Source organism: Phycicoccus mangrovi, from assembly GCF_018729305.1.
Taxonomy (GTDB): domain Bacteria; phylum Actinomycetota; class Actinomycetes; order Actinomycetales; family Dermatophilaceae; genus Phycicoccus; species Phycicoccus jejuensis.
The window spans coordinates 1-17,740 of sequence record NZ_JAHHWP010000012.1; the positions used below are offsets into that span (position 1 = coordinate 1).

The window sequence follows — 17,740 nt, forward strand, 5'->3', positions numbered from 1 at the left end:
GCGGAACTCGCAATCAGTGGGGAAAGGCCGGCGCGGGGAGCCGGACGGGTGCTCCCGGCGGGCCGCGGACCGGCGCGTACTAGCGTGGGGCCGATGTCCTCCGCGCCCTCCCCGAGCCCCGCCCGGCCGCTGCACGAGCTGGTCCACCCCTCGTGGGCGCGGGCGCTGGCCCCGGTCGAGGACACCGTCGCGCGGCTCGGCGAGTTCCTCCGGACCGAGGTCGCCGCGGGCCGCGGCTACCTGCCCGGCGGGCCGCACGTCCTGCGCGCCTTCCAGCAGCCGCTCGACGCCGTCCGCGTCCTCGTCGTCGGCCAGGACCCCTACCCGACGCCCGGGCACGCGATGGGCCTGTCGTTCTCCGTCGAACCCGACGTGCGCCCCGTGCCCAAGAGCCTCGTCAACATCTACAAGGAGATGGAGACCGACCTCGGCCTGCCCCGCCCCGAGACCGGCGACCTCACGCCGTGGGCCGACCAGGGCGTCCTCCTCCTCAACCGCGTCCTCACCGTGACCCCCGGCAAGCCGGCCAGCCACCGCGGACGCGGCTGGGAGGAGGTGACCGGCCGGGCCATCGAGGCGCTGACCGAGCGCGGCGGACCCCTCGTCGCGATCCTCTGGGGCCGCGACGCCCGCTCGCTCGCGCCGCACCTGACCGGTGCGGACATCCCCTGCCTGGAGTCCGCCCACCCGAGCCCGCTGTCGGCGCACGGCGGGTTCTTCGGCTCGCGCCCGTTCTCGCGCGCCAACGCCCTGCTCACCGAGGCCGGCGCCGCGCCGGTCGACTGGAGGCTCACGTGACCACCCACCCCGCAGAGCGCCGGGTCTGGACCCGCTACGTCGCCATCGGCGACTCCTTCACGGAAGGGATGTCGGACCCCGACCCCGACCGCCCCGACGCCTTCGTCGGCTGGGCCGACCGGCTCGCGCACGCCCTCGACGACGTCGCCGAGGCCGAGCACCTGCCCTTCGGGTACGCCAACCTCGCGGTGCGCGGGCGCACGCTCTCGGACGTCGTCGGCCCGCAGCTCGACGCCGCCCTGCGGATGTCCCCCGACCTCGTCTCGATGGTCGGCGGCGGCAACGACCTGCTGCGCCCCAGCGTCGACCTCGACGACCTCGCCTCCCGCCTCGAGGACGCCGTCGTGCGCCTGCGCGCCGCCGGTGCCGACGTCCTGCTCGCCACGCCCACCGACACCCGCGACGCCGGCCTCTTCCGCGCCCTGCGGGGCCGGCACGCCGTCCACGCCGCGAACATCTTCACGATCGCGCAGGACCACGGCTGCCACGTCCTCAACCTCTGGGGGATCCGGGCGCTGCGCGACTGGCGGATGTGGTCGGAGGACCGCATCCACCTGACGACCGAGGGCCACCGCCGCGTCGCGCTGGCCGCCCTCACGGCGCTCGGCCACGAGACCGACACCGCCGACTGGACCACCCCCCTGCCGCCCGCCGACCGGACCTCGCGCTCCGACGAGCTGCGCCAGCACGCCGAGTGGGTGCGCACGCACGCCGCCCCGTGGGTCGAGCGCCGTGTGCGCGGCACGTCGTCCGGCGACGCCCGCAGTGCCAAGCGCCCGGAGCTGCTCCGCTTCCGCGACCCGGACGAGGCCCCGGCCCCGCACCGGCCGCCGGTCCTCTGACGGCGGGGCGGTCGGTCCGTCCCGGGTTTTGTTGGACGTCCAACCACCTCGTTACCCTCGGGGAATGGCTGCGACGAGGCTGATGCCGACCGAGGAGGGTCAGGACCTCATCGACCTGACCCGCGAGATCTGCGACAAGACCCTGCGACCGCAGGTCGACGAGGCCGAGCGCGCCGCCGCCACCGGCGAGCAGTTCCCGACCGAGGTCTTCCGCACGCTCGGCGAGGCGGGGCTGCTCTCGCTCCCCCACCCCGAGGAGCACGGCGGCTACGGGCAGCCGTACGAGGTCTACCTCCAGGTCGTCGAGGAGGTCGCGAGCGCCTGGATGAGCGTCGCCGTCGGCGTCTCGGTCCACTCGCTGACGGCCTACCCGGTCACCGCGTTCGGCACGGCGGAGCAGCAGGCCGCCCTGCTGCCGGGGATGCTCTCGGGGTCGCAGCTCGGCGCCTACTGCCTCTCGGAGCCGCTCGCCGGCTCCGACATCGCGTCGATGACGACCCGCGCGACGCGCGACGGCGACTCCTACGTCCTGCGCGGCCGCAAGGCGTGGATCAGCCACGCCGGGCACGCCGACTACTACACGACCTTCGCCCGCACCTCCGACGACGGCGGCCGCGGCCTGTCGTGCTTCGTCGTACCGGCCGACGCCGAGGGCCTGTCGTTCGGCACGCCGGAGAAGAAGATGGGCCTGCACTGCGACACCGTCCGCGAGGTGATGTTCGACGACGTCCGCGTCGCGGCCGACCGGCGCATCGGTGACGAGGGCCAGGGGATGGCCATCGCGCTGTCCGCCCTCGACGCAGGCCGGTTGGGCATCGCCGCCGCGAGCACCGGTCTCGCACAGGGCGCGCTGGACCTCGCCGCGTCGTACGCCAAGGAGCGCAAGCAGTTCGGACGCGCCATCGGCGAGTTCCAGGGTCTGTCGTTCCTCCTCGCCGACATGGAGGCCGCGGTGACGAGCGCCCGCGCGACCTACCTGCACGCGGCCCGCCTCAAGGACGCCGGGCGCGCCTTCAGCAAGGAGGCCGCCGTCGCCAAGCTGGTCGCCACCGACGCGGCGATGAGGGTGACGACCGACGCCGTCCAGGTGCTCGGCGGCGCCGGCTACACCCAGGACTTCCCGGCCGAGCGGTTCATGCGCGAGGCCAAGGTGACCCAGATCTTCGAGGGCACCAACCAGATCCAGCGGCTCGTCATCGGCCGGCACGTCCTGCGCTGAGCGGCGGAACCCGTCGCCCGCCCGGCGCGTCCCACCTCTGGACCTCCACCGGAAGGAACCCTCGTGCGCCTCCCCCTCGTCGTCACCGCGGCCCTGACCGCCACCCTGCTCGCCGCCTGCGGCAGCGCCACCGCCCCCGGAGGGGACACCACCCCCTCCGCGACGGGCAGCACCACCGGCGCCACCACCCCGCCCCCGGCGACCACGCCCTCCCCCGACCCGACGACGAGCCCCAGCGGCCCCGACCCGTCGAGCGGGCCGACCGTCCCGCCGCCCGCGGACGGTGAGGTCCCCGCCGGGCTCGCCGACCGGCCCGAGGTCAAGGCCGCGATGCAGGACGCAGCCGGCCGCGCCGGCATCGTCGCGGGCGACGTGCGCATCGGTGGCTACATGCCGGTCACGTGGGCCGACGGCTCGCTCGGCTGCCCGCAGAAGGGCATGGCCTACACGCAGATGACGGTCGAGGGCGAGCTCCTGCTCCTGCGCGTCGACCAGCGCACGATGGAGTACCACGCCCGCCAGGGCGGCTCCTTCACCTACTGCGCCACCCCCAGCGGCACCTACAGCCCCCGCACGGCGGGCTGACGCCGCCACCTCCCCCGGACGCGGGCGGACCGGGCCATCTCATACGTGGCCCGGTCCGTGGTCAACGGTAGGCAGGCGCCGGTGTCCGTGGTGGGTCCGACACGCGGCGGGCGCGTGACCGTCGAACGAGCGGCGGGCGTCGGCCGTCGGAGGGCTCAGCCGTCGAGGTCGCGCGAGATGCCGGGCAGCAGGGTCTCGCCCTCGCGCAGCCGGTCGAGCGCGACGGGGTTGACCTCCTCGATGTGCCGCAGGCTGCGCCGCCGGTAGCGGACGAGCTGCACGGCGCCGAGCCCCCAGAAGAGGAACTGCACCGACATCGCGATGCGGAAGTCGTCGAGCGTGTAGTCCTCCGGGCCACCCGGCGCGAGGTGGTCGAGGACGACGCCGATGAGAGCGATGGCCAGCAGCGACGCCGTGAACCCGCCGATGTTGACGACACCGGTCGCGCGACCGAGCCGCGAGGACGGGTGGAAGGTCCGGGCGAGGTCGAAGCCCACCATCGACCCCGGGCCGCCGAAGGCGGTGACGACCGCGAGGACGTAGAGCAGCCACGTGGGCGCCGGCCCCGGCCAGAGCAGGACGACGGCCCAGGTCGTGGCGATGACGCCGACGATGCCGAGCACGAGCTGTGAGCGGCGGTAGGGCATCCGGGCGGTGAAGGCGGCGACGACCGGCCCGGCGGCCATCGCGGTGACCGTCATCGCGACGAGGACGAGGGAGGCGGCCTGCTGGGTCATCCCCTCGGCGACGAGGAAGGGGAAGCCCCAGAGCATCGTGAAGACCGTCGCGCCGAACTGCGACGAGAAGTGCACCCAGAGGCCGAGGCGCGTCCCGGGGTTGCCCCAGACCTCGGCGAGGGTCTTCGCGAGCGCGCGGACCTTGATCTTCTCGACCGCCTCGCCCCGGTAGGGCGAGTCCTTGACGACGGCGAGGAGGCCGACGGACAGCAGGAGCCCGACGCCGCCGGCGGTCGCGAACGACCTCGTCCACCCGAAGGTGGCCAGGGCCGCGGCGAGCGGGGTGGCGGCGGCGACGGCCCCGAGCTGGCCGATCATGCCGGTCAGCTGGGTGACGAACGGCGCCTGCTTGACGCGGAACCACACGGCGACGAGGCGCAGCAGGGACGTGAAGACCATCGCGTCGCCCGCGCCGAGCATGACGCGCGCGGCCACGCCGACCTCGAAGGAGCCGGCGACCGCGAACCACAGCTGCCCGCCGGACATGAGCAGCAGGCCGGTGAGCATGAGCTTCTTGGAGCCGAAGCGGTCCAGGAGCACCCCGACCGGGATCTGCATCGCCGCATACACCGCGAGCTGGACGACGGTGAAGGTCGACAGCTGGGCCGCGGAGATGTCGAAGCGCTCGGCCGCGAGCAGGCCGGCGACGCCGAGCGAGGTGCGGTGGAAGACCGCGAGCACGTACACCGACAGGCCGACGACCCAGATCGCCCAGGCCCGCCGCTTGCCGATCGTGTGCACCTGGCGCAGGACGGGGCGGGTCACCCGCCGATTCTACGAGCGCCGGCGCCTCCTCCCGACCGCCCTACCGGTCCGCGGAGAGCCCGCACGTGCGGGGTTGTCGCTGTCGGAAGCCCTCCCCGACCACGAAAATCCCGCACGTGCCGGGTTGTCGCCGTCAGAACGTGGGCCGGACCACGAAAAGCCCGCACGTGCGGGGTTGTCGCTGTCCGAACCCCCGCCCGACCACGAAAAGCCCGCACGTGCGGGGTCAGCGCAGGGCGTCGGCCATCGAGCGCAGGAGGCGCAACGTCTCCGCCCGCTCGCTCTCGGAGAGTCCGCCGAGCATCGTCCGCTCGACCTCCCGGACGGCGGCGCTCGCCAGGGCGAGGCGCCGGCGCCCCAGCGGCGTGAGGGTCGCCGGCAGCGTCCTCCCGATCTCGGCCTCCTGCGGCCGCCTGACGTGCCCCAGCTCCTCGAGCGACTGCAGCAGGACGTGCATCGACTGCCGCGTGACGAACGTGCCGCGAGCGAGCTCGGCGCCGGACAGGCCCGGGCGCTGGGCGAGCAGCTCGAGCGTCGAGTAGTGGGTGACCGTCATCCCGAGCGGCCGCAGCGCCTGCTCCATCGCGGCGCGCAGGGCGCTCGAGGCCACCTTGAGCAGGTACCCGACCGAGGTGTCGAGGTCGACGCCGTCGCGCTCTGGACTCATGTCAGAAGTCTGACATACAGTGCGACGTGTCAGAAAACTGACACTAAACCGCAGGAGGAACCCATGTCCGTCACCGGCCCCGACTTCGTCTCGCTCCAGGTCCGCGACCTCGACGCCTCGCAGGCGTTCTACGAGACCTACCTCGGCCTCGTCCCCTCCCCCGCCGGTCCGCCGCACGCGGTCGTCTTCGAGACCCGGCCGATCGCGTTCGCGCTGCGCGACGTCGTGCCGGGCACCGACCTCGCGGCGGGCCAGCGCCCGGGCGTGGGCACGGCGGTGTGGCTGCACGCCACCGACGTCCAGGACATCCACGACGCGCTCGTCGCGGACGGTCACCCCGTCGTGGCCGCGCCCGTCGACGGACCGTTCGGGCGCACGTTCACCTTCGCGGACCCGGACGGCTACCACGTGACGCTCCACGACCGCGCCTGACGCCCGTCGTCCACCGACGGCGCCGGGGTTCTTGCCGGATGCGCCGGCAGCTGCGTGCGCACCCGGCAGGAACCCCGGCGGCGCCCGGCACGACGTCGCTCAGCGGGGCAGGCGCTCCTCGGCCACCCCGTTGCCGCCGTCCACGACGAGCAGCTGACCGGTGACGTAGGCCGCACCCGGGCTCGCGAGGAACGCGACCGCCGCCGCCACCTCCTGCGCCGTCCCCGAGCGACCGGCGGGCACGAGGTGCCCCTCGCGCTCCTCGGACGGGGTCTGCGACCCCGTGGCGATCCACCCCGGCGCGACGGCGTTGGCCGTGACGCCGTGCACGGCCTCGTCGACGGCCACGGCCCGCGCCAGCCCGACGACCCCGGCCTTGGCCGCGGCGTAGGCGACGTCCGAGCGCAGCGCCATGACCGGCCCGGCGGTCGACGACACCATGACGACGCGCCCCGACCCGCTGCGGCGCAGGTGCGGCAGGGCGGCCCGCGTCACGAGGTAGGCGGTGTCGAGGTTGCGCGCGATCGAGGCCGACCACCGGTCGGGCGGCGTGCCCTCGAGGTCGCCGCCGAGGTAGTCGCCGCCGGAGGCCACCGAGACCATCCCGGCGTTGTTGACGAGCACGTCGAGCCCGCCGCCGAGCTCCAGCGCGGCGGCGACGGCCAGCCCGGCGCCGTCCGGCGTCGTGAGGTCGGCCACGACCCCGGCCGCGTCGTGGCCCTCGGCCCGCAGCTCGGCGGCCCGCTCGTGCGCCCGGTCGGTGGTGGCACCGACGACGACCCGGGCGCCGCACTCGGCGAGCAGGCGCGCGCACGCCATCCCGATGCCGGTCGACGAGCCGGCACCGGTGACGAGCGCCGTGCGCCCGGAGAGGTCGAACGCGGCGGGCAGAGGGATGGCCACGCTCAGGCCAGCGCCGCGCCCATCGACTCCTCCAAGACGTCCATCGCCTCGTGGAGCAGGTCGTCGCCGATCGATAGCGGCGGCAGGAAGCGGAAGACGTTGCCGTAGGTGCCGCAGGTCAGCGTGACGACGCCGCGCTCGTGGCAGCCCTTGTTGACGGCGGCGGCGAGGGCGGCCGCGGGCTCCTTCGTGGCGGGGTCGGTGACGAGCTCCATCGCCATCATCGCGCCGCGGCCGCGGACGTCGCCGATTTCGGGGTGCTTCTCGGCGAGCGAGCCGAGCCGGTCGCCGAGGATCTTGCCGATGCTGCGCGCCCGGCCGGCGAGGTCGTCGACCTCCATCGACTCGATGCTCGCGAGCGCCGCCGCGCAGGCGACCGGGTTGCCCCCGTAGGTGCCGCCGAGGCCGCCGCCGTGGACGGCATCCATGAGGTCGGCGCGGCCGGTGACCGCCGCGAGCGGCATGCCGCCGGCGATGCCCTTCGCCGTCGTGATGAGGTCGGGGACGACGCCCTCGTGGTCGCTGGCGAACCAGTCGCCGGTACGGCAGAACCCGGACTGCACCTCGTCGGCGACGAAGACGATGCCGTGCTCGCGGCAGTACTCGGCCAGGCCCGGCAGGAAGCCCTCCGGCGGGACGATGAAGCCACCCTCGCCCTGGATCGGCTCGATGACGACGGCGGCGGTGTTCTCCTCGCCGACCTGCGCGTGGATCATGTCGGTCACCGTGCGCAGCGCCTCCTCGGCGCAGCGCTCGGGGCCGCCGGCCCACCGGTACGGGTAGGCCATCGGCACGCGGTAGACCTCGGGCGCGAACGGGCCGAAGCGGTGCTTGTAGGGCATGTTCTTCGCGGTCATGCCCATCGTCAGGTTGGTCCGGCCGTGGTAGCCGTGCTCGAAGACGACGACGGCCTGGCGGCCGGTGGCGTGCCGGGCGATCTTCACGGCGTTCTCGACGGCCTCGGCGCCGGAGTTGAACAGGGCCGAGCGCTTCTCGTGGTCACCGGGGGTCAGCGCGTTGAGCTTCTCGCAGACCTCGAGGTAGGGCTGGTACGGCGTCACCATGAAGCAGGTGTGCGTGAACCGGGCGATCTGCTCGGTCACGGCGTCGACGACCCGCTGGTTGCCGTTGCCGACGGTCGTCACGGCGATGCCGGAGCCGAGGTCGATGAGCTGGTTGCCGTCGACGTCGCGGATGATGCCGCCCGCGCCGTCCGTCACGTAGACCGGCAGGCCGGTGCCGACGCCGGAGGCGACCGCGGCCGTCTTGCGCGCCTGGAGCTCCTGGGAGCGCGGGCCGGGGATGGCGGTCGCGAGGATCCGCTGCTGCTCGATCATGGCGGCATCCTAACCGCGCGAAATCGCTGCCGAAACCCGCGGAATCCGTCGTCCCACGGGGCGCGCGAGGGGCGGTTCCGCGCCGGGAGCGTGACCGGGGCCGGGAGGGGGTAGGAACGACGGACCACCGACGAAGGAGGCGGCCGTGCCCGCACGCAAGGACCCCGGACCCTCGGTCAAGGACCCCGAGCTCTACGAGAAGCTGCGGGACGAGGGCAACAGCAAGGAGAAGTCGGCGCGCATCGCCAACGCCGCCGCCAACACCTCGCGCTCCGCCGTGGGGCACAAGGGGGGCTCCTCCCCGGCCTACGAGGAGTGGACGAAGGAGGAGCTCCAGGAGCGCGCCCGGGAGCTCGAGGTCGAGGGTCGCTCGTCGATGTCCAAGGACGAGCTCATCGAGGCGCTGCGCGACCACTGACCCGCCGGGCAGCCACTCCACGACTGACGAAAAGAATTCCGCCACAACGGAAGACGCCCGGGAGCTGCGTGCAGGGGGTTCGCAGCTCCCGGACGCCGGTCCGAGGTCCGGAGCGCCTCTCGGCCGACCGGACCCGAGTACTGTACCTGACGTCCGGAGCCTCCGATGACACGCGAGGGGTAGGGTCCCGCAGCACGACGACCGCACGGAGGGAGACGCGATGAGGCTGCTCCTCGTCGAGGACGAGAAACCCCTGGCCGCAGCGCTGGGCGACGCCCTGCGCGAGGCCGGCTGGGTCGTCGACCATGCCGAGGACGGGATGGAGGGCCTGCGGCTCGGGCTCGCCGGCCAGTACGACGCGCTCGTCCTCGACATCATGCTGCCGGGGATGAACGGGTACGACGTCCTCAAGCACCTGCGCCACCAGAAGGTGTGGACGCCCGTCCTCATGCTCACCGCCAAGGACGGCGAGTTCGACCAGACGGACGCCTTCGAGCTCGGCGCCGACGACTACGTCACCAAGCCCTTCAGCACCCCCGTCCTCCTCGCCCGGCTCCAGGCCCTGGCCCGGCGCGGCGCGCCCGAGCGGCCGGTGGCCCTCCAGGCCGGGCCGCTCAGCCTCGACCCCACGACCCGGCGGGTGACGCGCGAGGGGCAGGAGATCCAGCTGACCGCCCGCGAGTACGCGCTCCTGCACCACCTGATGCGCAAGGTCGGGCTGGTCCAGAGCAAGGCCGAGATCCTCGAGAACGTGTGGGACTCCGACTACCCGGGCGCCGACAACGTCGTCGAGGTCTACATCGGCTACCTGCGCCGGAAGATCGACGCGCCCTTCGACACCAAGGTCATCGAGACCGTGCGCGGCCTCGGCTACCGGCTCAACCCGACGGAGCCTGCACCGGGAGCCTGACCGCGAAGCGGCACCACCCCTCGGGGCTCTCGGTGGCCTCGACCGTGCCGTCGTGCGCCGCGACGACCTCGGCGACGATGGCCAGACCGAGGCCGGTGCCGCCCGTGCCGCGAGTACGCGAGTCGTCGAGGCGCACGAACCGGTTGAAGACGCGGTCGCGGTCGGCCGGCTCGATGGGCGGGCCGTCGTTGTCGACGGTGAGCACGGCCGCCTCGCCGTCGTGGCCCAGGCGCACGCGGACGACCTCGTTGCGGTGGCGCTCCGCGTTCTCGAGGAGGTTGCGCACGACCCGCCCGAGCCGCGCGGGGTCGCCCTCGAGGCGCACCGGCTCGACGGCGACCGAGACGGGCATCCCCCGCGCCCGCAGTGCCCCGGTCTCGGCGAGGACGACGTCGTCGAGGTCGATCTCGGTCCGGTGCAGGACCATCGCGTGCTCGTCGGCGGAGGCGAGGGTCAGCAGGTCCTCGACGAGGACGGCCAGGCGGTCGACCTCGGCGGACGCGCGGGCCGCGGTCGCCTGCCGGTCGGTGCTCGGCCGCTCCTCGGCGAGCCGGTCGAGGAGCACGCGGATCGTCGCGAGCGGGCTGCGCAGCTCGTGGCCGGCGTCGGCCACGAACGCGCGGCGCGAGGCGTCGGCGGTGTGCATCCGCTCGAGGAGGTGGTTCATCGTCTCGGCGAGGCGGGCGAGCTCGTCGCGGCCCGCCGGGACCTCCAGCGCCGGGCCGGGGGCCGGCGGGGCGCCCGAGGCGGCGACGGCCTCGACCTGGTCGCGCATCCGCTCGACGGGGCGCAGGGCCTGGCCGACGGCGAACGTGGTGACCGCGCCGAGGAGGGCGATGAGCCCGACCGCGCCGATGAAGGCGAACTCGGTGGACTGCCCGAGCGCGGTGACCTCGACGCGGGTGGGCACCCCCACGAGCAGCGTGTAGTGCTCGTTCTCGGGCGAGACCGCGTCGGTGGTGGCCACGACCCAGGCCCCCTCGGGCAGGCCCCGGACGTCGCTGACCTTCTCGACGCGCACCGCGTCACCGTCGGGCTCGACACGCAGGAGGGGCGTCGTGGGGGCGCCGCCGGTGGCGGCGACCACCTCGCGGGTGCGCGGGTCGACGACCTGGACGACGCGGTTGCCGTCGACGACGGCGTGGGTGCCGATGAGGTCGCTCACGCCGTGCACCGCGAGGTCGGCGCGCAGCTCGACCACCTCGGCGCGCGCGACGTCGCGGGCGGAGGCCTCGAGGACCTGGCCGAGCGAGAGGTAGACGATGCCGGCGAGCGCGGCGCTGATGAGCAGGACGACCGGCATGGTCAGGGCGAGGATGCGGCTCCTCAGGCCGAGCCGGACGCGCATGCGGCGAGTCTAGGCGGGGGCGCCGACGCCCCGCCCGGCCGGAGCCACGGCCCGACCCACCCGCCTCTCAGGAAGCGCCGCACCCGGCAGGATGGCGTCGTGAGCGCTCCCTCCCGCACCCTCGTCCTGCGCAGCGGCCGGCTGGCCCTCGAGGTCGTCCCCGCCGGGGCCGCCGTGCGCCGGCTGGTCCTCGACGACGGCGGCCCGGTCGACCTCGTCCTCGGCCACCACGACCCCGGCACCTACGCCCGGGACGGCGGCTACCTCGGCGCGACGGTCGGCCGCTTCACGAACCGGCTGGGCGGCGGCCGGCTCGTCGTCGACGGCGCCGAGCACCACGTCCCGCCGAACGACGGCGCCAACGCGCTGCACGGCGGGCCGGACGGATGGGACCGGCGCCCCTGGGAGGTCCTCGAGGAGGCGCCGGACCGGGTCGTGCTCGGCCTCGTCAGCCCGGACGGCGACCAGGGGCTTCCCGGCGTGGTGACCGCGCGGGTGACGTACGAGGTCACCGATGACGAGGTGCGGCTGCACCACCACGCGACGACCACGGCCGCCACCTACCTCGGGATGACCAACCACGCCTACTTCGCGCTCGACGACGGCCCGGACGTCCTCGACCACCGGCTCGAGGTCGACGCGTCGTCCTTCACCCCGGTCGGCCCGGACCTGCTGCCGACGGGCGAGGTGCTGCCGGTCGACGGCACACCGTTCGACCTGCGGCAGGCGCGCCGCATCGGTGACGTCCTGGCCCTCGACGACGAGCAGCTCGTGCGCGGCGGCGGCCTCGACCACAACCTCGTCGTCGACGGGGCCGGGATGCGGCGGGCCGCCCGGCTCGTCGGGGCGAGCGGCCGGTGGGTCGAGGTGCACACCGACCGCCCGGCGGTGCAGGTCTACACCGGGGCGCACTTCGACGGGTCGCTGACCGGCCTCGACGGCGATCCGCTGCGCCGGTCCGCGGGCGTGGCGCTCGAGACGCAGGGCTTCCCGGACGCGCCGCACCATCCGGCCTTCCCCGACGCGACGCTGCGACCCGGCGAGGTGTTCGAGGCCCGGACCACCTGGCGCGTCGGCCGCTCCTGAGCGTGCACCAACTGACGAATGTGTCAGTTTCTGCACGCCGGCGACCCCTGGACCGTGCAGCAATCGACACATTCGTCAGTTCCTGCACGCCGGCAGCCCCTGGACCGTGCATCAATCGACACATTCGTCAGTTCCTGCACGCCGGCTGCCCCTCGACCGTGCATCAATCGACACATTCGTCAGTTCCTGCACGCCGGCGACCCCTCCACCGTGCAGCAATCGACACATTCGTCAGTTTCTGCACGCCGGCGACCCCTGGACCGTGCATCAATCGACACATTCGTCAGTTCCTGTACGCCGGCGACCCCTGGACCGTGCATCAATCGACACATTCGTCGGTTTGCGCACGGTCGCGCGGCGCGTCGGGTCAGGGGAAGACGGTGCGGACCGCGGCCATGTCGTCGGCCCCGTGCCCGGCCCCGGACGCCTGCGCGAAGAGCTCGTGCAGGACGTGGAGCAGCTCGGTCGGGAAGCCGGCCGCCGCGCCGGCCGAGACCATGAGGCCGAGGTCCTTGACGACCCCGTCGACCTCGAACGAGGGCGTCCAGTCCTCCGCGAGCATCGCCCCGCCCTTGACCTTCGCGTAGGGAGCGAAGACCGGGCCGCCGTCGATGGCCTCGAGGAACAGCGCGGGGTCGACCCCGAGCGCGCCGGCGAGGGCGAGCGACTGTGCCGTCCCCGCCGTCAGCAGGGCCACCCACGCGTTGCACGCGAGCTTGAGCGCGCTCGCCGCCCCGACCTCGTCACCGGCCACGACCGAGCGCGAACCGATGGCCTCGAGCACCGGAGCCACCTTCTGCCGCAACGCCTCCGGGCCGGACACGAGCACCACCAGCGCTCCCTCCTCGGCCGGCTTGCGCGTGCCGAGCACCGGCGCGTCGAGCACCCGCCCGCCACCGACCTCGGCCACCCGCGCGGCCCCCTCGACGCCGACCGTGCCGCACTGCAGCCAGACGGCGTCCTCGCCGAGGTGCGCGACGAGCTCCCGGCCGACCTCGACGGTGGCGTCCGCGTCGAAGAGCATCGTCACGACGACGTCGGCGCCGTCCGCGGCCTCGGCCAACGAGCCGGCCACGGTCGCGCCGTCGCCGGCGAGCGGCCCGGCGCGCTCCGCCGTACGGTTCCAGGCCACGACCTCGTGCCCCTCGCGCAGCAGGCTGCGGACCATCCCGCTGCCCATGATCCCCGTCCCCAGCACCGCGACCCGCACGTCGTTCCTCCATCGTCCGTGGTGGCGCCGACCAGTCGGTGGCGCCGGCTCCCACCCTGCCACCGCGCACACCGCCCGCGGCCGGGGAGGGACCGGCCACGGGCGGCGGCGTCGGGGGGCGCGGTCCGGCGCGCCCTCCCGATCAGGGGTGGACGAGGATCTTGACGTTCTCCTCCTTGTTGTCGACGAGCTGCCGGAAGCCCTGCTCGACGATGTCGCCGAGGTCGATCCGCCCGGTGATGAACTGGTACGGGTCGACCTTGCCGTCGCGGACCATGGCGATGGTCGCCGGGTGGTCGTCGCAGTAGGCGAGGCTGCCGAGCACGTCGACCTCGCGGAAGACGAGGTCGTTCATCGCGACGGAGGCCTCGTGGCCCCAGATCGCGACGTTGACGCAGCGGCCGCCGGCGCGGGTCGAGCGGATGGCCGTCGCGAGCACCTGGTCGATGCCGGCGCACTCGAAGGACACGTCGGCGCCGCGGCCGTCCGTGATCTCCATGACCGCCTCGACGACGTCGACGTCCCGCGGGTCGACGACGCGGTCGGCCCCGGCGACGAGCGCCTTCTCCTTGCGGGCGCGCGCCGGCTCGACGACGAGCACCTCCTCGACCCCGACCGCCTTGAGGCAGGCCGTCGTCACGAGGCCGATCGGCCCGGCGCCGAACACGAGGGCGGAGTGCTGCGGCTGCGCGCCCGAGAGCCGGACCGCGTGGTACGCGACGGCGAGCGGCTCGATGAGCGCGCCCACGTCCGTCCCGAGCTCCCCGAGCGGATGGACCCAGCGGCGCTCGGCGACGACGAACTGGCTGAAGCCACCGCCGTAGCCCGAGAGACCGACGAACCCCAGTGTCGCGCAGACGTTGTAGCGACCCTGCCGGCACGCGTCGCACCGTCCGCAGATGATGTACGGCTCGACGACGACCCGGTCCCCGACGGCGAGGTCGGTCACGCCCTCGCCGAGCTCGGCGACGACGCCGGCGAACTCGTGGCCGAGCGTGATCGGGGCCGACTCGCCGGTCAGCGGGTGCGGCGCCTCGGCCGTCGGCGCGAAGATCGGGCCGTCGAGGTACTCGTGCAGGTCGGTGCCGCAGATGCCGCACCACTCGACCTCGACCTTGACGGTGCCCGGCCGGGTCGCCGGCTCGGGGACGTCGTCGACGCGGATGTCGCCGCGGGCGTGGAAGCGGGCGGCCCTCATGACGTGTGGTTCACCTCCTGCAGCCGGTACACGGGCGTGTCGAGGCCCTCGAAGCGCGCCTTGAGCTGCAGGGCGAGGAACTGCGAGTAGTGGCGCGACTGGTGGAGGTTGCCGCCGTGCATCCACAGGTTCGGCACCTGGGTCGGCTTCCACATGTTGCGCTGCTCGCCCTCCCAGGGCCCGGGGTCCTTCGTCGTGTCCGAGCCGAGGCCCCAGCACTTGCCGAGCCGGTCGGCCGTCTCCTGGTCGATGAGGTCGGCGACCCAGCCGTTCATCGAGTTGTAACCGGTGGCGAAGACGACGAGGTCGGCGGGCAGCTCGGTGCCGTCGTCGAGCACGACCGCGTCCTCGGTGAGGCGCACGACCTGGCCGTGGGCGAGCTTGACGTCGCCGTTGGCCACGAGGTCGGCGGCGCCGACGTCGATGTAGTAGCCGGACCCGCGCCGCAGGTACTTCATGAAGAGGCCGGAGCCGTCGTCACCCCAGTCGAGCCAGAAGCCGGCCTTCTCGAGGCGGTCGTAGAAGTCCTTGTCGACCTCGGCCATCTTCTCGTAGGCGGGGATCTGGAACTCGTGGAGGATCCGGTAGGGCAGCGACGCGAAGATCATGTCGGCCTTCTCGGTCGTCACCCCCGCCGCGAGCGCCCGCTCGGAGTAGAGGTCACCGAGCCCGTACTCCATGAGGCTGTCGGACTTGACGATGTGCGTCGAGCTGCGCTGCACCATCGTGACGTCGGCGTCGTTCTCCCACAGGGCCCCACAGATGTCGAAGGCGCTGTTGTTGCTGCCGATGACGACCGCCTTCTTGCCGCGGTAGGCGTCCGGTCCGGGGTGCCGCGAGGAGTGGTGCACGTCGCCGCGGAAGACGTCCATCCCCTCGACCTCGGGCATCCGCGCCTTGCCGCTCATGCCCGTCGCGAAGACGAGGTGCGTCGGGCGCAGCGTCAGCGGCTGCCCCTCCTTCTCGACCTCGACGACCCACTCGCCGGCCTCGCCGTTCCACGTCGCGCTCTTGGCCTCGGTGCTCGACCAGTACGGCACCTCCATGACCTTGACGTAGGACTCGAGCCAGTCGCCGATCTTGTCCTTCGGGGCGAAGACCGGCCAGTTGTCGGGGAACTTGACGTACGGCAGGTGGTCGTACCAGACCGGGTCGTGCAGGCAGAGCGACTTGTAGCGCCCGCGCCACTGGTCGCCCGGCCGCGGGTGCTTGTCGAGGACGAGGCTCGGGACGCCGAGCTGCCGCAGCCGTGCCCCGAGGGCGATGCCGCCCTGGCCGCCGCCGACGACGAGCACGTAGGGCTGCGTCGTCGAGCCGAGCGACTCGGCCTCCTGCTGGCGCTGCTCCTTCCACGTCGTGCGCGAGCGGTCGGCCCCGTGCTCGGCGCCGCGGACCCGCCGGGTGCCGCGCGGCTCCTCGAAGCCCTTGAGCTCGTCGAGCGTCGTGAGGAAGGTCCAGGCGCGGTCCTCGCCGTCCTCCTGGACGAGGCGCACGAGGCCGCTCCCCCGCCCGGTCGAGGTCTCGAAGGTGAACCACGCCGTGACGACGCCGCCGTCCTCGGTCGCGGGCTCGCTCGTCGCGAAGCCCGAGGCCGCGGTCCGCTCGGCGTTGTGGGCCAGCAGGTCGCGCACACCGTCGCGGTCCTCGACCGTCGTGAGGTTCCACGTGAACGACACGAGGTCGCGCCAGAAGCTGCGCGTCGCGAACATCCCGGCGGCGCGGTCGAGGTCGCCCGCGGCGAGGGCCTGCTCGAAGCCGGAGAGCCAGGCGTCGGCCCGGGCCGGCGCGCTCCCCTCCTCGGTCGTGGTGCGCTCCAGGGTGTCGGTCATGGGGGCTCCTGTCGTCCGCCGCGCGTCCTCGTCGACGCGCGCTGATGGGGCACAGGACAGCAAGCGGACGGTGGCCGCGTGAAGCGTTGCAGCGCGTTGCATCCCCACCCGGTTCGACGGGGCGCGCGTCGGCGCGGAGGGCTAGCCTGTGGCCATCGCCCGGCGGCGCCGCCGGGGGGTGAGGAGCCGACGATGACGTCGTACCGCGCCGGGAGCGCCGTGGCCCCGGGCACCGACCTCGGGCAGCACGCCCGCGCACTGCGCCGCGTCCACGACGCGGTGATGGGCGGCTCGGCCCCGGTCGCACCGGTCCGGCCCGTCGTCTCCCGCTCCTGGCGCCGCACGCTCGGCTTCGGGCTCGACCCCACGCACGCCAACGCCCGCGACCCGCTGCCGCTCGGCGAGGTCGAGCGCCGCCGCCGGGCCTCGCCGCTGCGCCTCGTCGTCGACGAGATCCGGGCCGTGCTGACGTCCGTCGCCGACGCGTCGCGCTTCATCGTCGTCGTCACCGACGCCGACGGCATCATCCTGTGGCGCGAGGGGTCGCCCGGGGTGCTGCGCACCGCCGACACCCTCGGCTTCTCGGAGGGCGCCGTCTGGACCGAGGACCACGTCGGCACCAACGCCATCGGCACCGCGCTCGCCGAGCAGGCGCCGGTACAGCTGTTCTCGGCCGAGCACTTCGAGGAGGGGCAGCACCCCTGGTACTGCACCGCCTCCCCCGTCCACGACCCCCGCACCGGCGCGATGCTCGGCGTCGTCGACGTGTCAGGACCGGCGCTCACCCTCCATCCCGCGCTCATCGCCCTCGTCGACACCGCGACGAAGCTCGCCGAGGCCCGGCTGTGGCGCCACCACGAGCAGTCGCTCCAGCGCCTGCGCCGCTCTGCCGAGCACGTGCTCGCGACGACGCACGGCCCGGTCCTCCTCGTCGACGACGACGGTTGGGTCGCGCACCACAGCGGCGTCCTCGTCCGCGACCGCATCGCGGCCCCCCGCGAGAACCTGCCGCTCACCGTGCCGGGGCTCGGGCTGTGCCTGCCGGAGCGGCTCGGCGAGGGCTGGCTCGTGCGGCCCGACGCGCAGGCGGCCGTCCTGGTGGCGACGCTGCGCACCGTCGGCGGCGAGGCGCTGCTCGAGGTGAGCGGCGGGAGCGACGGCGGCTGGCGGGCGGCGCTGACCCCGCGGCACGCGGCCATCGTCCGGCTGCTCGCCGCGGCCGGTCCGGACGGGCTGACGGCCGCGGCCCTCAGCCGCTCGCTTTTCGGCGACGAGGAGCACCAGGTGACCGTGCGCGCCGAGGTCAGCCGGCTGCGGCGGGTCGTCGGGGCCATCGTCGCGGCGACGCCCTACCGGGTCGCCGAGGGCGTCCACCTCACCTGCGACCCCCACTGACCCGCCCCTTCACCCACTGGTTGCGAGTTCCGCCGCCCGACGCGCCGTCCGGCGGCGTGTC

The 17,740-nt window shown here is 73.9% G+C and carries 17 protein-coding genes; 9 read left to right on the plus strand and 8 right to left on the minus strand.

Annotated elements, in window-relative coordinates:
* Positions 1 to 93 precede the first annotated feature (93 nt).
* The 4 genes from KMZ30_RS10350 to KMZ30_RS10365 all read left to right on the plus strand — a co-directional run bounded on the left by KMZ30_RS10350 (position 94) and on the right by KMZ30_RS10365 (position 3,444).
* A complete protein-coding gene (locus KMZ30_RS10350; protein WP_215512346.1) occupies positions 94 to 798 on the plus strand; it encodes a uracil-DNA glycosylase in 705 nt (234 codons plus the stop codon).
* Entirely contained in the window at positions 795 to 1,640 is an 846-nt protein-coding gene (locus KMZ30_RS10355; protein ID WP_308279654.1) for an SGNH/GDSL hydrolase family protein, read from the plus strand. The genes KMZ30_RS10350 and KMZ30_RS10355 overlap by 4 nt, the downstream gene beginning before the upstream one ends.
* 64 nt (positions 1,641 to 1,704) lie before the next feature.
* Positions 1,705 to 2,859, plus strand: a complete 1,155-nt coding sequence (locus KMZ30_RS10360) for an acyl-CoA dehydrogenase family protein (RefSeq protein WP_215512345.1) — start codon at positions 1,705 to 1,707, stop codon at positions 2,857 to 2,859.
* Between the two features lie 63 nt (positions 2,860 to 2,922).
* A complete protein-coding gene (locus KMZ30_RS10365; RefSeq protein ID WP_215512344.1) occupies positions 2,923 to 3,444 on the plus strand; it encodes a DUF8738 domain-containing protein in 522 nt (173 codons plus the stop codon).
* Between the two features lie 155 nt (positions 3,445 to 3,599).
* Here the strand turns inward: KMZ30_RS10365 and KMZ30_RS10370 are convergent, their stop codons facing one another.
* Both KMZ30_RS10370 and KMZ30_RS10375 read right to left on the minus strand, forming a co-directional pair.
* Entirely contained in the window at positions 3,600 to 4,946 is a 1,347-nt protein-coding gene (locus tag KMZ30_RS10370) for an MFS transporter (RefSeq protein WP_215512343.1), read from the minus strand.
* Positions 4,947 to 5,172: 226 nt separating this feature from the next.
* Entirely contained in the window at positions 5,173 to 5,613 is a 441-nt protein-coding gene (locus tag KMZ30_RS10375) for a MarR family winged helix-turn-helix transcriptional regulator (RefSeq protein ID WP_215512342.1), read from the minus strand.
* A gap of 63 nt (positions 5,614 to 5,676) precedes the next feature.
* On the opposite strand from KMZ30_RS10375, the gene KMZ30_RS10380 reads away from it, so the two are divergent.
* A complete protein-coding gene (locus KMZ30_RS10380) occupies positions 5,677 to 6,045 on the plus strand; it encodes a VOC family protein (RefSeq protein WP_215512341.1) in 369 nt (122 codons plus the stop codon).
* A 99-nt stretch (positions 6,046 to 6,144) separates the two neighbouring features.
* Here KMZ30_RS10380 and KMZ30_RS10385 read toward each other — a convergent pair whose 3' ends face one another.
* Positions 6,145 to 6,948: an SDR family NAD(P)-dependent oxidoreductase gene (locus KMZ30_RS10385; RefSeq protein ID WP_308279652.1), complete on the minus strand. Its 804-nt coding sequence runs from the start codon at positions 6,946 to 6,948 to the stop codon at positions 6,145 to 6,147.
* 2 nt (positions 6,949 to 6,950) lie between these two features.
* Positions 6,951 to 8,285 (minus strand): 4-aminobutyrate--2-oxoglutarate transaminase, encoded by a 1,335-nt coding sequence (gene gabT / locus KMZ30_RS10390; protein ID WP_207024276.1) that lies wholly within the window; start codon positions 8,283 to 8,285, stop codon positions 6,951 to 6,953.
* Positions 8,286 to 8,430: 145 nt separating this feature from the next.
* Between gabT and KMZ30_RS10395 the strand changes: the two genes are divergently transcribed.
* On the plus strand, positions 8,431 to 8,703 hold the full coding sequence (locus KMZ30_RS10395; RefSeq protein WP_215512340.1) for a DUF7218 family protein: 273 nt from the start codon (positions 8,431 to 8,433) through the stop codon (positions 8,701 to 8,703).
* 220 nt (positions 8,704 to 8,923) lie between these two features.
* Positions 8,924 to 9,613 (plus strand): response regulator transcription factor, encoded by a 690-nt coding sequence (locus KMZ30_RS10400; RefSeq protein WP_215512339.1) that lies wholly within the window; start codon positions 8,924 to 8,926, stop codon positions 9,611 to 9,613.
* On the opposite strand, the gene KMZ30_RS10405 is transcribed toward KMZ30_RS10400, so the two are convergent.
* Positions 9,582 to 10,961: a sensor histidine kinase gene (locus KMZ30_RS10405; RefSeq protein ID WP_215512338.1), complete on the minus strand. Its 1,380-nt coding sequence runs from the start codon at positions 10,959 to 10,961 to the stop codon at positions 9,582 to 9,584. The genes KMZ30_RS10400 and KMZ30_RS10405 overlap by 32 nt on opposite strands.
* A gap of 99 nt (positions 10,962 to 11,060) precedes the next feature.
* On the opposite strand from KMZ30_RS10405, the gene KMZ30_RS10410 reads away from it, so the two are divergent.
* Positions 11,061 to 12,047 carry an aldose epimerase family protein gene (locus tag KMZ30_RS10410; protein WP_215512337.1) on the plus strand — a complete coding sequence of 329 codons (987 nt, stop codon included), beginning with the start codon at positions 11,061 to 11,063 and terminating at the stop codon, positions 12,045 to 12,047.
* 367 nt (positions 12,048 to 12,414) lie between these two features.
* On the opposite strand, the gene KMZ30_RS10415 is transcribed toward KMZ30_RS10410, so the two are convergent.
* The 3 genes from KMZ30_RS10415 to KMZ30_RS10425 all read right to left on the minus strand — a co-directional run bounded on the left by KMZ30_RS10415 (position 12,415) and on the right by KMZ30_RS10425 (position 16,284).
* The gene (locus KMZ30_RS10415; RefSeq protein ID WP_308279651.1) at positions 12,415 to 13,257 is read right to left on the minus strand and encodes an NAD(P)-dependent oxidoreductase; all 843 of its coding nucleotides are present in this window, start codon (positions 13,255 to 13,257) and stop codon (positions 12,415 to 12,417) included.
* 142 nt (positions 13,258 to 13,399) lie between these two features.
* Positions 13,400 to 14,455, minus strand: a complete 1,056-nt coding sequence (locus KMZ30_RS10420; RefSeq protein WP_215512336.1) for a 2,3-butanediol dehydrogenase — start codon at positions 14,453 to 14,455, stop codon at positions 13,400 to 13,402.
* Positions 14,452 to 16,284 (minus strand): flavin-containing monooxygenase, encoded by a 1,833-nt coding sequence (locus tag KMZ30_RS10425; RefSeq protein WP_215512335.1) that lies wholly within the window; start codon positions 16,282 to 16,284, stop codon positions 14,452 to 14,454. The genes KMZ30_RS10420 and KMZ30_RS10425 overlap by 4 nt, the downstream gene beginning before the upstream one ends.
* 192 nt (positions 16,285 to 16,476) lie before the next feature.
* Between KMZ30_RS10425 and KMZ30_RS10430 the strand changes: the two genes are divergently transcribed.
* On the plus strand, positions 16,477 to 17,679 hold the full coding sequence (locus tag KMZ30_RS10430; RefSeq protein WP_226902042.1) for a GAF domain-containing protein: 1,203 nt from the start codon (positions 16,477 to 16,479) through the stop codon (positions 17,677 to 17,679).
* Positions 17,680 to 17,740 lie beyond the last annotated feature (61 nt).

Bases quoted from the DNA above. Each gene is read 5' to 3' on its own strand.
- KMZ30_RS10350 (WP_215512346.1), top strand. From the start codon at position 94: ATGTCCTCCGCGCCCTCCCCGAGCCCCGCCCGGCCGCTGCACGAGCTG.
- KMZ30_RS10360 (WP_215512345.1), top strand. From the start codon at position 1,705: ATGGCTGCGACGAGGCTGATGCCGACCGAGGAGGGTCAGGACCTCATC.
- KMZ30_RS10375 (WP_215512342.1), bottom strand. From the start codon at position 5,613: ATGAGTCCAGAGCGCGACGGCGTCGACCTCGACACCTCGGTCGGGTAC.
- KMZ30_RS10380 (WP_215512341.1), top strand. From the start codon at position 5,677: ATGTCCGTCACCGGCCCCGACTTCGTCTCGCTCCAGGTCCGCGACCTC.
- gabT (WP_207024276.1), bottom strand. From the start codon at position 8,285: ATGATCGAGCAGCAGCGGATCCTCGCGACCGCCATCCCCGGCCCGCGC.
- KMZ30_RS10400 (WP_215512339.1), top strand. From the start codon at position 8,924: ATGAGGCTGCTCCTCGTCGAGGACGAGAAACCCCTGGCCGCAGCGCTG.
- KMZ30_RS10405 (WP_215512338.1), bottom strand. From the start codon at position 10,961: ATGCGCGTCCGGCTCGGCCTGAGGAGCCGCATCCTCGCCCTGACCATG.
- KMZ30_RS10420 (WP_215512336.1), bottom strand. From the start codon at position 14,455: ATGAGGGCCGCCCGCTTCCACGCCCGCGGCGACATCCGCGTCGACGAC.
- KMZ30_RS10425 (WP_215512335.1), bottom strand. From the start codon at position 16,284: ATGACCGACACCCTGGAGCGCACCACGACCGAGGAGGGGAGCGCGCCG.
- KMZ30_RS10430 (WP_226902042.1), top strand. From the start codon at position 16,477: ATGACGTCGTACCGCGCCGGGAGCGCCGTGGCCCCGGGCACCGACCTC.